Source organism: Acinetobacter lwoffii, assembly GCF_015602705.1.
GTDB classification, from domain to species: domain Bacteria; phylum Pseudomonadota; class Gammaproteobacteria; order Pseudomonadales; family Moraxellaceae; genus Acinetobacter; species Acinetobacter lwoffii_E.
This window is the reverse complement of the sequence record NZ_CP059081.1, coordinates 884927-897270: the sequence shown is the minus strand read 5'-3', so window position 1 is coordinate 897270 and position 12344 is coordinate 884927. Positions and strand designations below refer to the sequence as shown.

Genomic DNA, 12344 nt, shown 5'->3' with positions numbered 1-12344 from the left:
ATAGAGGTTTTTTCATGCAAGTTTATTTAGTAGGCGGCGCAGTTCGAGATCATTTGCTCGGACACCCCTATCACGAAAAAGATTATGTAGTCGTTGGTGCAACCCCCGCGCAAATGCTTGACTTAGGCTATCAGCCCGTAGGCAAAGATTTCCCTGTTTTTCTACATCCCCAAACAAAAGAAGAATATGCACTGGCGCGTACCGAACGTAAATCTGGTGCCGGTTATCATGGTTTTGAGTTTCATACCGATATCAGCGTTACGCTAGAGCAGGATCTGATTCGTCGCGATCTGACCATTAATGCCATGGCCATGGATGATGCCGGCCAGGTTTATGATCCCTATGGCGGTCAACAGGATCTAGAAAACCGGATTCTACGTCATGTTTCCGATGCCTTTGTCGAAGATCCATTACGGGTACTGCGGATTGCCCGGTTTGCTGCCCGTTATACCAGTGCAGGCTTTATGATTGCCAATGAAACTTTGGCGTTAATGCAACGCTTGACTGAATCCGGTGAATTAAATGCATTGACACCGGAACGCGTTTGGAAAGAAACTTCCCGTGCTTTATCCGAACGTCATGCTGATGTGTATTTTGAAGTTTTACGTCAATGTGGTGCTTTAAAGGTGCTATTCCCTGAGATTGATGCCTTATATGGCATTCCACAACGCCCTGAATATCATCCGGAAATTGACTGTGGCATTCATACCATGATGTCCTTGCAGCAAGCGTGTCGTCAAAATTATAGTCTGGATGTACGTTTTGCCGTTTTAGTGCATGACTTAGGAAAAGCTTTGACACCAGTTGAAGAATTACCGCGACATATCATGCATGAAGAACGAGGCATCAAGCCAGTGAATGAACTGTGTGACCGCTTAAAAGTGCCGACGTATACCAAGCAGCTGGCTTTGGCGGTATGTAAAGAGCATCTGAAATGCCATCAGGCCTTCAATCTTAAGCCGGGAACCTTATGGCGATTATTGCAACGCCTAGATGTGTTACGTCGCCCTGAACGTGTCGAAGCTTTTGTACAGGCTTGTGAATGTGATTCACGTGGCCGTCTAGGTCTGGAAGATCGTGCTTATCCACAAGCGCAATACGTCCTTGATGCCATGCAGACCGTACGTGCCATCAAGGCACAAGACTTGCCTGCCGATATTCAGGGACCGGATATTGGCGAGATGCTGATTGAACGACGGATTCAGGCACTCGGTGAACTCAAAGCACAACAAACCGTAGCGATTGAATAATAAAAAAAGCACCTTCGGGTGCTTTTTTTATAGCTTAATTTATCTTTATGACAAAAGGAATTAAGAAATATCGCATCCGCTGGATCAGGAAATATCTGCCGGGAAAGTAATCACCTTTTCCAGTTTCATTTGATTGATCGCAATCATCAACAAACGGTCAATTCCAAGGGCAATTCCTGAACATTCCGGCATATTCGGTAAAGCCGCCAGTAAATATTCATCGATAGGCATGACATGCAAGCCAAGTTTGGCTCGTTCAGCATTATCTGCCTCAAAGCGCGAACGCAATACGTCAGCATCAATCAGCTCATCATAAGCATTGGCCAATTCCAAACCTTCGATATATAGCTCAAAACGTGCGGCGACCAGTTCACCATCTTCATCGGTTCGGGTTTTGGCCAGTGATGCCATTTCAGGGGGGAAATCAGTCAGGAATACTGCAGTATCAAAACCCAGACTCGGTTCAACCATATGTGAAAATAACAGGTCGATATAACCGAGACGATCCTCGCCTAAATCCAGATTGAGTCCAACGCGGCGGCAGCAATCTTTCAATTCTTGTAAAGTTGCCTGAAGCGGATTGAGATCCAGACGATCCATGAACACGTGCTTATAACTCAGAATGGTCGGACGTATTTCGCCAAAACGTGCTTTCAAGGTCACATTCAACAGATCAGATACTTCAAACATCAAATCTTTTAAACTAAATCCCGGACGATACCATTCCAGCATGGTGAATTCGCTATTGTGCTTACGCCCATGTTCATCATCACGGAAGACTTTACAGACTTGATAAATGGGTCCAGAGCCACTGGCCAATAAGCGTTTCATGGCAAATTCGGGTGAGGTCTGCAAATAATGTGTATGCGCTTTACCCAGCACATGGCGCTGGGCCTGTACCGAGGCTAAATGCACATCAGTCACACCGGCTTGAGACAAAATCGGTGTTTCGACTTCTAATACATCGCGCTCAGCAAAAAACTGACGGATTTGACGATATAAATTCGCCCGCGCGTGCATGGCTTGAAGGTCACAAGTGGGTTGATACGTCATTGTCATGCCTTCGGCCCACCATGTGCTGCCCACTCACGACGCAGCGGATAGGTTTTACGTAAATGATCAAATGCCTGCTGATCGATTTTGCCTTCTTTGAGACAGGCACGTAGATTGGCATCATCACGAGCAATGTCATAAATTTGGGATAAATGCTGTTGCAATGCCATTTTTACATCCTGCCCCTGAAAAAACTGCTCACAGATAGGCAGCTGGGATTCAAACTGTTTATTGGCTGCAAAACCGAAAGTTTGACAAAAAGCTTCGTAAATCATCTGGGTACCACGTGCCTTGCCTTCCAGGCTATAGCCGGCAATATGCGGAGTCACCAAAGTCACCAGATCCAGAAGTTCTGCTGAAATCAGCGGTTCGTGTTCAAAAACATCCAAAATTACGGGGCGTTGTGTCGCTTTAATATCTTGAATTAAGGCAGTTTCTTCAATCACTGGCCCACGCGCTGAGTTAATCAGGATCGCGTCAGGCTGCATTTTTGCCAACGCAGTAGCATTAAATAAATGATAGGTTGGATATATGCCTGTTTTGGTTAAAGGGACATGAATTGAAACGGCGTCCCCCTGCTGCAGCAGTTCATGAAATTCGACTTGATCAACCTGCTCTCTTTGCACAAAAGGATCGCAACCGATCACGCGCCAGCCCAAGAGCTTCGCCATATAAGCCAGTCGGGTTCCGACATTACCCAAACCGACAATACCCAGGGTAAATGTCGTATTGGCATCGAGTAATTCAGGACGTACCTGCAATAATGCGGTAATGACATATTCAGCCACTGCTTGCGCATTACAGCCGGCTGCATTACTCCACTGAATCCCATGTTGTTCTAATGCAGCAATATCCAAATGATCTGTACCAATGGTGGCACTGCCCACAAATTTGATCGAACTATTCTGTAGCAGTACTTCATTGACCTGAGTCACTGAACGTACCAGCAAGCTATCGGCATCTTTGACATCATCTGCGCTTAAGGTTCGCCCTGCACAATGTTGAATGTCACCAAATTCGGAAAAGAAATAATCGGTAAATGCCAGATTTTCATCTGCGACAATTTTCATAATGAAATCCATATGATGCTTGGGCGTATGATAGCGCGTTGGCGCCTCTGACTCTATATTTGGCCGATACGCCCATTTTTCAAGATTTTATGCCTTGAGTTCAGGACTGAGGAATTGAGTATTCAATATCTGCAGCCTAAAAAGAAAAACCCCAATCTTTCGACTGGGGTTTTAAAAATTTGGCGGAAGCGGTGAGATTCGAACTCACGGAGGACTCACACCCTCGTCGGTTTTCAAGACCGGTGCATTAAACCGCTCTGCCACGCTTCCTTGGCCGCCATCATATAAATAAATTAGATTTTTGGCAATAAAATTTAGCGAAACTTCTATAAAAAGCGGCTTATTCAGCTAAAAATTATCCGAAATCAAAGCCAACCTGGGCATTTTCAATCAAAGATTTGAATCTTGAAATGATCTTGAGTTGTATTTAACTCAGTAGAGAATAATGAGAGAAATAACCACATTCAGCATCAAGCGGATCAACAACTGAAAAATATTCAGACATAAAAAACCCAGTCAAATTGACTGGGTTTTTAAAATTTGGCGGAAGCGGTGAGATTCGAACTCACGGAGGACTCACACCCTCGTCGGTTTTCAAGACCGGTGCATTAAACCGCTCTGCCACGCTTCCATGGCCGACATGATATAAACAAAAATCATGCTTGGCAAATATTTTTATGCTTTCACTGCATCAACTGCACAAAATAAAATCAATTACATTAATCTGCTGAATTTTCTGGCTTTTCATAACGAATTGAGTTGATGAACCAAAGTTTCTTGCCGGAGGGGGTCAATACCTCGGCCTCATCATCGACCTGCTTGCCTAATAACGCGCGTGCCATCGGTGAACTGATCGAAATATGCTGCGGATGATGATCATAAATTTCATCTACACCGACAATACGTAAAGTTTTTTGTTCACCTTCTTCATTTTCAATGTCCACCCAGGCACCAAAATAAACCTTACCCTCCTGCTCCGGGGAAAAATCGATGATTTTCAGTTCTTCGAGGCGCTTGCCGAGATACCTGACCCGTCGATCAATTTTACGCAAAATTTGCTTGTTATATTGGTAGTCTGCGTTTTCAGAACGGTCGCCGAGACTGGCTGCCCAGTTCACTTTTTTGGTAATTTCAGGACGCTCTTCATGCCAGAGATTCTTAAGTTCTGCCACTAATTTATCGTGTCCAGCACGGGTGATTAAGTTGGATTTCATACGTCTTGCTGATCATATTTTCAGTGTTTTAACTTACAAACAGCTTATTTTATTTACCATTTTAACACAATGGCAAAATTCCAAAAAAAATTAACTTTATATTTCAGTATCTTAAAATTATTTTTAAAAATAATTTGTGTACAAAATTTGACAATCGTTTTTCAGATCATTAATATGCCAGCAACTCCCAGAAATGCTTACTTTTTAATCTATGTAGTTTTTCTACATAATTATCTTTAAATCTCTTGTCATTTTGAATGACGTCATGACTGCCCAACCCTTATTGAATTTATCAAACTGTTAAAATTTCTGGCTTTATTGGCTGTGATTTTTAGGGCATAAATTACTTGTAGCGGAGACAACATGCACAGTAGTTCATCCACTGGGTCGAGGCTTTGCCTAAGATCTGTAATTTCTTCTCTCCCTTTGAAAGCACTTGTACTGAGCACTGCATTTATTCCCCTACACAGTATCAATGCAAGTAAGACCACACTTCAGTTTGATCATGTGGTCAATAGCAATAAGTTGACCGTGGTTGCGGTTGAAAATCCGACTACCGTATTCCAGGATGGACAACATCTGCATGGCTTCGGTTATGATCTGGTTCGTAACTATGCTAACAATCTGAATGTAAAACTCGATTTTAAAATCGTTCCTGATAATCAGACTGCCCTACAGTGGGTTGCTCAGGGTAAAGCCAATCTGGCTATGACGACTACTGATATACGCACCATTGAAAACAAGCGTTTGACGTCATTCTCAGCCACTTGTGGCGATGAATCAATTCTGTCGAGTAATGGCTTGAATACCAATTTAAATCTGGTGTTTAAATCTGCTACAGATCCTTTGAGCCAGACGGCCAGTGCTTTTGTCTGCAAAGGCAAACAAAGTGGTGCCATTAAGCAGCTTGCTTCATTTTATAATCAGAATGTGGTGAAAGAGGAATCTTGGACCACCATTCAACGTGATTTGAACAACCGTCTGCCGATCTATGAAGCGAGTTTTAAACAGACAGCGCAGCAGTATGACCTGGATTGGCATTTACTGGCGGCCATTGGTTATCAGGAATCTTATCTGAAACCGAATTCAGTTTCTCCGACGGGTGTGCGTGGTTTGATGATGCTGACCAACAGTACAGCAAAAGCCATGGGCGTGAGTAACCGTACCGATCCTACTCAAAGCATTCAGGGTGGTGCCAAGTATTATGATCAAATGCTTAGTCGCTATGATCATATTCCTTTTCCAGATCGGAACTGGTTTGCACTGGTAGCTTATAATATGGGCCCAGGTGCAGTGAATCAGTTGCAAAAGCGCATTCAGTCGCAAGGCAAGAACCCGAATAACTGGGTGAACTTATATGCCTATCTGGATCAGAATAAAGCCAATAATGGTCGCTACCGTCAAGCGGTACAATATGTGACCCGCATTCGTGCTTATTTGGAACATATCAAGACCACACCACAATTGGTGAATATCTAAGCTAAAACCTTAGCATTAATCAAAATGACATAAAAAAAGCTTACCTCAGGGTAAGCTTTTTTCGTCTTTATTCAGGCTAATGTCTTAGTAGAATTAAGCCGTGGTATTTTCAAGTACTTTCTTGAACAAATCTTTTTGTTCCTGACTTGGTTTTGCAGTCTGAAGTGCCATCAATTGTGACATATCACCCTGTACTTTGATTTTGCCGGTCATGAAGGCCTGCATCGCAGCAGCCATATCAAACTCCAGAAAAACTTTACGTAACGTTTCGCCGTCCATATTCAAAGTCGTTTTGGCATTTGAAGACAAACCTTTTTTAATTGCTCCACCATCTAAAGATAGTTCAGTATTACCTGTAGTGTCCGCTACAACCAAATTAATCGCCAGGTTCGCCAAAGCTGGTGGCAAGTTTAAATCACCAGCTTGCGCAGTAAGTGTTTCTACAGTTGAAAACCAATCATCAGTTAAAAAAGCAGGCATGATCTTTCCTCAAATTATTTGTTCATTTGTGTCGACTATCCAGACGACATCATGTTGAAGCTATTATGCTCGTGCTTTGTTATATCATGATCATTAGCGCAAAGGCTAACGAATTTTGTACGCGTCGTTCAATTTTTGTAGTTCTATTTTTATTTATTTTTCATACAGACATCAACCCGAAGGCTGATATCTGTGTGCTGAAATTATTCTGCGGCAAAGCCCAGATTGACCATATTAATCCGGCGTTTCTCGCCTTCCAGCGCTTCTTCAGTCGAACAGCTGTCTTTGAAGTCAAATTCGCGCTGGCTGTCCAGCACTTCAAAGTCAAACAATTCACGATCGACCAGCTGTGATGGCGAGACATTTTGCAATGCACCAAAAATACTGTGCAGACGTTTTGGATGTGCCTTATCCCAATCACGTAACATGTCATTGATAATTGCGCGCTGCAGGTTCGCCTGAGAGCCACATAAATTACATGGAATAATTGGAAATTGACGCATTTCTGCATATTTGATGATGTCTTTTTCTTCCACATAAGCCAGTGGACGAATCAGAATGTTCTTTTTGTCAGAAGACAACAGTTTTGGTGGCATGGCCTTCAAGCTGCCGCCATGGAACAGGTTCAGGAAGAAGGTCGCCAGAATATCATCACGGTGATGCCCCAGCGCAACCTTGGTCGCACCAATTTCCTGGGCAAAGCCATACAAAGAGCCACGGCGTAGACGCGAACAGACGGCGCAATAAGTCTTACCTTCCGGGGTCAACTTTTTGGTGATGCTGTAGGTGTCTTTTTCCAGAATGTAATACGGAATGTTATTTTCTTCTAAATAACGTGGTAATACATCTTCCGGGAAGCCTGGCTGTTTCTGATCCAGATTCACCGCCACGACATCAAAGTTGATCGGTGCGATACGCTTGAACTGCAACATGATATCTAACAGGGTGTAACTGTCTTTACCACCTGAAATACACACCATGACCTTATCGCCTTCTTCAATCATTTTGAAGTCACGAATGGCATGTCCGACCTGGCGACGCAGCTTCTTTAACAAACGATAGTAGGCTGAGCTTGTTGGCAGTTCAGGTTTGAAATTAAATCCTTGTTCGGACTCAACTGGCGAGTACATAGACGAGATTCACCCATAAAAAAAATACCGCGCAATTTTAGCCGATTCAGACCGCTATCGCATCAAAAGAATTTATTTTCATGAAAATGTCTTATTAGTTTCATTTTCATGTTTTATTTAGATTGATATATTGAACGATTGCGATCATTTTTTAGTCAAGATGCTTATCTTTTGGACTTTTCCACAGTTGTCCACAAAAGCTGTGGATAACTTTGTGGATTGAAACAGACTTGACAACTTGTCCGGCTCAAAAGATAAGGCTTTTCTTTAAATTGATCATTTTTTGATCAATTTAATTATTTATAAAAATCAATTAGTTAACCCTGTCAAGCCTAAGGTTTTAAATTAAATCATATTTTTTTTTCTACTGCTAAAATGTAAAAAATGACTTGCATTTACAAACTCGTTTATAAATGCAGCGCACAAGTCTTTTCATTCCGTAATTTTTTGTTAAACTCTTTATTGAATTTTTCTCGCTTGTGTTTACTTAATATAAACAATGAAAATAAATGTGTATGTTTTGGGGCGTTATGGGATCAGTGGTTTGCTATTGGCAAGCTGTTGTCATTTTGCTTATGCCGGTCAAACGATCTATCAATTACGTGACAGTAATGGCAGTACTTTATTGACCAATAAGAAAAGTCGCTATAACCATCTACAGGTAGAAAAGAAAACCTATTATCCAGACAGCAATATTCACAGTTATAGCAACTGGGGTTCAAGTGAAGCTTCGGTATTGCCAAGTTATAGTAAAAATAAAAATGCCTATGACTCGATCATCCGTCAGGCAGCACAAACCTATGGTGTATCTGAAGGCTTGATTAAAGCCGTGATGCATACCGAATCCGGTTTTAATGTGCAGGCACGTTCTCCAGTCGGTGCACAGGGCTTAATGCAACTCATGCCCGCGACTGCCCGTCGTTTTAATGTCAGCAATGCTTATGACCCGCAGCAGAATATTATGGCAGGTGCCAAATATCTGGCCTGGTTATTGAAACGTTTTAATGGCAATACTACCTTGGCACTGGCCGGCTATAATGCCGGTGAAGGTAATGTTGCCAAATATAAGGGCGTGCCACCGTTTCGTGAAACTCAGGACTATGTCCGTCGTGTCAGCAGCCGTTATCAGAACTTATATGCCCAAGGAATTGGCAATACTAGTTCTGTCTATACAGCATCTTCTGATAATGGTCGTGTGATTGCCAGTTCTGACAATTATTCGACTGAAACCACCACAGCTTCCAATATTCAGGCTGCAAAATACCAGCGTCAGATCATTGCTCAAGCGGATGGCAGTTTCACCGATGCACCGGCAGGCTCTTATGCCACCGCCAATGCGTCAGCATCTGCAAAAATATATTTAAGTGAATAATTCCTAAACAGCTTTGTTTTTAAAGACCTATGTTTTTATTTGTACAAAAAATATCCTGTGTTTTTTGTAGCCAAATGCTATTTTTTCCTTGAATTCTTCTCAATTTCACCGCATATTGATTTCAATGATTTACATTTAATAATCAGATTATTTTTCTGTAATAAGAGGATTTCTCAATGATGCGGATTGGTTTGTTCTTGCTAACCAACCTCGCGGTACTGGTTGTAGCTGGCATTATCTTGTCACTCTTCGGTGTCGGTAGTTACCATGGCGCAGGTGGCTTGAATCTAGGCAACCTGTTGGTCATCTGTTTTGTGTTCGGTATGGTCGGCTCAATGATTTCCCTGTTCATGTCTAAATGGATGGCGAAAAAGACCACGGGTACTGAACTGATTGACCCGAATGCACCTCGTAACCAAGCTGAAGCCTGGTTGCTCCAAGAAGTTGCACAACTTTCTCAGCGTGCAGGCATTAAAATGCCGGAAGTGGGTATTTTCCCCTCTTACCAGTCGAATGCCTTTGCCACCGGCTGGAACAAAAATGATGCTCTCGTTGCGGTATCAACTGGCTTGCTTGAGCGTATGAACAAAGACGAACTTCGTGCAGTATTGGCGCATGAGATTGGTCATGTCGCCAATGGTGACATGGTCACTCTGGCACTAATCCAAGGTGTTGTGAACGCCTTCGTGATGTTCTTCGCACGTGTCGCAGGTGATTTTATTGACCGCAATGTCTTTGGTCGTGAAGAAGGTGAAGCCCCGGGTATTGCCTATTTCGTGATTACTATTGTACTGGATATCGTGTTCGGTATCTTGGCATCGTCGATTGTGATGTGGTTCTCTCGTCACCGTGAATACCGTGCTGATGAAGCAGGCGCACGTCTGGCAGGTAAACAAGCTATGATTTCAGCATTACTGCGCTTACAGGCAGAATCTGAAATGCCAGATGCCATGCCGAAAGAAATGAAAGCATTTGCGATTTCTGCGGGTAAAGAAGAAGGCTTTAGCCTTGCTGCATTGTTCCAGACGCATCCAAGCATCGAACAACGTGTCGCTGCATTGCAACAACTTGATTGTGCTTAAGTAAAACTTTAGTTTTGATTCAAAAAGAGCCTGCAATTGCAGGCTTTTTTTATTGGATTTAATTATTCTTTAGCTGACCTATCATTGGCTGAACCATTGATACAGCGCCATAGCACCCCACCCGATCGCGAAGATAAATAAAATCAGGAATAAAGTACCTAAAATATCGGGGATATGAATCCAGATCCAGGCCACCACGGGATTGCGCCAGAATGCAGATTGCTGTTGTTTGCGCTCCAGACTTTCATGCAAAAATGGATGCACCACATGCCGGTCACTGCTAATCTGATATTCCTCACGAATATGCAAGTGCACGACATCGAGCGCCTTGCGACTGGGCCGAATAAAAATATCAAAGACCGTGCCCGCCACCGGAATAAATCCTACTACCGCATCGATCGCCGCCATCTTCATCACCGGATTGAGTTTGGCACCCGGCACCCCGATCTGTTTGGCCTTATGAATGGCATAACAGGTCAATACAAAACCGGCAATATCTCCAGCAACCGGAATTGTACTTAAAGCCGCGTCTGCTCCCACCCCTTGCTTGGTAAAAGGAATACGTACCACTGAATCCATCATATTGGCAAACTTGGCCAGATCACGTTCCAGACGTATCACCTCTTGTTGACTTAGTTTTGGTTTTTGTTCAGGCTCAGGCATAGGTTATTCCAGAAATAATGCTGATTTTCTTGAGCATAAAGTATTTTTTCTACGCTGATGTATCAATCTGTGAATTAAAACAATAATTTGGAAGCAACGAATAAATACAGAATTACACCGGTAGCATCGCAGATGGAAGTCACCAACGGCGCCGAAGCACTGGCAGGATCAAGTTTGAGTTTATTTAAAATAAAAGGCAGACTCATGCCGATCAGACAGCCCATCAACACAATTCCGAGCATACTGATGGCCAGCACCACTGCCACCATAATATCTCCCCGAATATAACCCAGAATGGATACAGCAATCGCCATGGTGCCACCTAAACATAGTGCCACCAGCGATTCACGACTAAGCAGGTTAAACCAGTCCTTGAACTCGACATCGCCTGTGGCCAAGGCACGCACCATCAAGGTGGCTGATTGCGAACCGGCATTCCCGCCACTCCCCACCAAAAGCGGTAAGAAAAATACCAACACGATATGTGCGGCAATGATCTCTTCAAAGTGTGCAATGCCGATTCCCGAGAGCAGACTGCCAAAAACCAGAATGACCAGCCAAAAGACCCGCTTCTGATACAGGGTCAAAATCGGGGCAGTTTTAAGGCTCAATTCAGTCAACGGTGTCACTGCACCCGACTTTAAAATATCTTCAGTGGTTTCGGCTTCGACAATGTCCATAGCATCGTCATAAGTAACAATTCCTAAGAGTTTTTGCTGTGCATCAACCACAGGCAGAGCAATAAAATCATAATAGACCAAGGCTCGAGCTACAATTTCCTGATCATCTGTTACCTGAGCAGAAATCACTTCGCGTTGCATTACCTCGGCAATGCTCAGCTCAGGTAAGGCCTGTATGATCTGCCTTAGGGAAATCACACCGATCAGCCGTTTTTCTGCATCGACAATATAAATCAGATACAGGGTTTCCTGCCCCGCGGCCACTACACGTAAAGCCTGTATCGCTTCATCCATGGTTAAATCGGATGAGAGCGTCACAAAACTTGAGCTCATCATGGCACCCGCTGTACCTTCCGGATAGATGGCCAGATCTTTGAGGGTTTGCTGGGATTCTTCAGATAATGCACTCATCAATTGCAGCTGTAGCGGCGGCGAAAACTGCTTATAAATATCGACAAAATCATCAGAAGGCATTGCGTCCAGAATGGGAACAAGTTCTGAAATAGATAAGTGCTGTGCCACGTTTAACTGTTGCCCTAGGGGCATAAAAGCATAGACCAAGCTCGGTTCACTCAGTTCCCTTAAAATTCGGGCCTGTTGCCGAGCATCTAAACGACTTAAAATGCGCGCCTGATCGGCGACATTCAGCTGATTGAGTAAGCCTACAGCGATGTCGTGATTTTCAGAATGTAATTGTTGTTGGATATGCTGGATTTTTTCTGAAATTGTCGGCATAAGCAGCTCATTATAAAAGTCTGGCATTCAAGAGAGGTTTGTCCTGATCCCTATGTATCCTAATTTTTTCATGTGAATAATTTTAATGATCATGCTGCAATATGACGATATTTTTTGTATAAATCAATTCCTCGAT

At 43.2% G+C, this 12344-nt stretch carries 11 protein-coding genes and 2 tRNA genes; 4 read left to right on the top strand and 9 right to left on the bottom strand.

Annotated features, from left to right (window positions below):
- The first annotated feature begins 14 nt into the window (after positions 1 to 14).
- Positions 15 to 1250 (top strand): multifunctional CCA addition/repair protein, encoded by a 1236-nt coding sequence (locus H0S56_RS04285; protein WP_195725734.1) that lies wholly within the window; start codon positions 15 to 17, stop codon positions 1248 to 1250.
- Between the two features lie 84 nt (positions 1251 to 1334).
- Here the strand turns inward: H0S56_RS04285 and epmA are convergent, their stop codons facing one another.
- From epmA to greB, 5 genes are all read right to left on the bottom strand, one after another.
- Entirely contained in the window at positions 1335 to 2309 is a 975-nt protein-coding gene (epmA, locus tag H0S56_RS04280) for an EF-P lysine aminoacylase EpmA (RefSeq protein WP_195725733.1), read from the bottom strand.
- Positions 2306 to 3373, bottom strand: coding sequence for a 4-phosphoerythronate dehydrogenase (locus tag H0S56_RS04275; protein WP_195725732.1), 1068 nt, complete (start codon positions 3371 to 3373; stop codon positions 2306 to 2308). Before H0S56_RS04275 ends, epmA begins: the two co-directional genes overlap by 4 nt.
- Before the next feature lie 180 nt (positions 3374 to 3553).
- Positions 3554 to 3643 (bottom strand) — tRNA-Ser (locus H0S56_RS04270).
- A gap of 271 nt (positions 3644 to 3914) precedes the next feature.
- Positions 3915 to 4004 (bottom strand) — tRNA-Ser (locus H0S56_RS04265).
- Positions 4005 to 4092: 88 nt separating this feature from the next.
- The gene (greB, locus tag H0S56_RS04260; RefSeq protein WP_004645740.1) at positions 4093 to 4587 is read right to left on the bottom strand and encodes a transcription elongation factor GreB; all 495 of its coding nucleotides are present in this window, start codon (positions 4585 to 4587) and stop codon (positions 4093 to 4095) included.
- A 363-nt stretch (positions 4588 to 4950) separates the two neighbouring features.
- On the opposite strand from greB, the gene H0S56_RS04255 reads away from it, so the two are divergent.
- Positions 4951 to 6066 (top strand): MltF family protein, encoded by a 1116-nt coding sequence (locus tag H0S56_RS04255; RefSeq protein WP_004731846.1) that lies wholly within the window; start codon positions 4951 to 4953, stop codon positions 6064 to 6066.
- A 93-nt stretch (positions 6067 to 6159) separates the two neighbouring features.
- On the opposite strand, the gene H0S56_RS04250 is transcribed toward H0S56_RS04255, so the two are convergent.
- The gene (locus tag H0S56_RS04250) at positions 6160 to 6546 is read right to left on the bottom strand and encodes an SCP2 sterol-binding domain-containing protein (RefSeq protein ID WP_004280536.1); all 387 of its coding nucleotides are present in this window, start codon (positions 6544 to 6546) and stop codon (positions 6160 to 6162) included.
- Positions 6547 to 6749: 203 nt separating this feature from the next.
- Positions 6750 to 7676, bottom strand: coding sequence for a tRNA 2-thiocytidine(32) synthetase TtcA (ttcA, locus tag H0S56_RS04245; RefSeq protein ID WP_005097691.1), 927 nt, complete (start codon positions 7674 to 7676; stop codon positions 6750 to 6752).
- 499 nt (positions 7677 to 8175) lie between these two features.
- On the opposite strand from ttcA, the gene H0S56_RS04240 reads away from it, so the two are divergent.
- Both H0S56_RS04240 and htpX read left to right on the top strand, forming a co-directional pair.
- Positions 8176 to 9048 (top strand): lytic transglycosylase domain-containing protein, encoded by an 873-nt coding sequence (locus H0S56_RS04240; protein ID WP_071850722.1) that lies wholly within the window; start codon positions 8176 to 8178, stop codon positions 9046 to 9048.
- A gap of 176 nt (positions 9049 to 9224) precedes the next feature.
- Complete coding sequence (htpX, locus tag H0S56_RS04235; protein ID WP_004280540.1) at positions 9225 to 10130, top strand: protease HtpX; 906 nt, start codon at positions 9225 to 9227, stop codon at positions 10128 to 10130.
- Positions 10131 to 10211: 81 nt separating this feature from the next.
- Here htpX and H0S56_RS04230 read toward each other — a convergent pair whose 3' ends face one another.
- Both H0S56_RS04230 and mgtE read right to left on the bottom strand, forming a co-directional pair.
- The gene (locus H0S56_RS04230) at positions 10212 to 10793 is read right to left on the bottom strand and encodes a DUF4112 domain-containing protein (RefSeq protein WP_195725731.1); all 582 of its coding nucleotides are present in this window, start codon (positions 10791 to 10793) and stop codon (positions 10212 to 10214) included.
- Between the two features lie 74 nt (positions 10794 to 10867).
- Complete coding sequence (gene mgtE / locus H0S56_RS04225) at positions 10868 to 12208, bottom strand: magnesium transporter (protein WP_195725730.1); 1341 nt, start codon at positions 12206 to 12208, stop codon at positions 10868 to 10870.
- Between the last annotated feature and the right edge of the window lie 136 nt (positions 12209 to 12344).

Excerpts from the sequence above, each read along its gene's own strand:
- htpX (WP_004280540.1), top strand. The coding sequence starts at position 9,225 with ATGATGCGGATTGGTTTGTTCTTGCTAACCAACCTCGCGGTACTGGTT.
- H0S56_RS04255 (WP_004731846.1), top strand. The coding sequence starts at position 4,951 with ATGCACAGTAGTTCATCCACTGGGTCGAGGCTTTGCCTAAGATCTGTA.
- H0S56_RS04230 (WP_195725731.1), bottom strand. The coding sequence starts at position 10,793 with ATGCCTGAGCCTGAACAAAAACCAAAACTAAGTCAACAAGAGGTGATA.
- H0S56_RS04275 (WP_195725732.1), bottom strand. The coding sequence starts at position 3,373 with ATGAAAATTGTCGCAGATGAAAATCTGGCATTTACCGATTATTTCTTT.
- mgtE (WP_195725730.1), bottom strand. The coding sequence starts at position 12,208 with ATGCCGACAATTTCAGAAAAAATCCAGCATATCCAACAACAATTACAT.
- epmA (WP_195725733.1), bottom strand. The coding sequence starts at position 2,309 with ATGACAATGACGTATCAACCCACTTGTGACCTTCAAGCCATGCACGCG.
- ttcA (WP_005097691.1), bottom strand. The coding sequence starts at position 7,676 with ATGTACTCGCCAGTTGAGTCCGAACAAGGATTTAATTTCAAACCTGAA.
- H0S56_RS04285 (WP_195725734.1), top strand. The coding sequence starts at position 15 with ATGCAAGTTTATTTAGTAGGCGGCGCAGTTCGAGATCATTTGCTCGGA.
- H0S56_RS04250 (WP_004280536.1), bottom strand. The coding sequence starts at position 6,546 with ATGCCTGCTTTTTTAACTGATGATTGGTTTTCAACTGTAGAAACACTT.
- H0S56_RS04240 (WP_071850722.1), top strand. The coding sequence starts at position 8,176 with ATGAAAATAAATGTGTATGTTTTGGGGCGTTATGGGATCAGTGGTTTG.
- greB (WP_004645740.1), bottom strand. The coding sequence starts at position 4,587 with ATGAAATCCAACTTAATCACCCGTGCTGGACACGATAAATTAGTGGCA.